Below are 315 nucleotides of genomic sequence, written 5' to 3'. Positions count from 1 at the left end.
GTCGGGCTCATAACCCGAAGGTCACAGGTTCGAGTCCTGTTCCCGCTACTACATGGGACAAAGAAGAAAAAGTCTTCTTTGTCCCTTTTTTATTTGTTGATATTCTACTGTTAATGAGATAGATAACACTAACAACTTCATTAACTCTTGTGGTTCGAAGCTGATTTTCTGAAATCGTAAATTTTTCAGGATAAATCGAACCAATCAAATCTCGTGATTGTGACCAATCCCCGACATCATAGAATTCATTGAGCTTCAAAAGGTTCCCTACACCTACTTTTAACAAATCATCAATATCATCTTCATCAACATTGA

The 315-nt window shown here is 37.1% G+C and carries 1 pseudogene; it reads right to left on the bottom strand.

The window, feature by feature from the left end:
- Nucleotides 1–7 precede the first annotated feature (7 nt).
- A pseudogene (locus D0817_RS25910) lies at nucleotides 8–315 on the bottom strand (recombinase family protein); the annotation flags it as partial.

Origin of the sequence: Flavobacterium cupreum (assembly GCF_003996965.1) — a bacterium.
In the GTDB taxonomy this organism is placed as follows: domain Bacteria; phylum Bacteroidota; class Bacteroidia; order Flavobacteriales; family Flavobacteriaceae; genus Flavobacterium; species Flavobacterium cupreum.
This window is presented reverse-complemented; position numbering and strand designations above follow the sequence as displayed.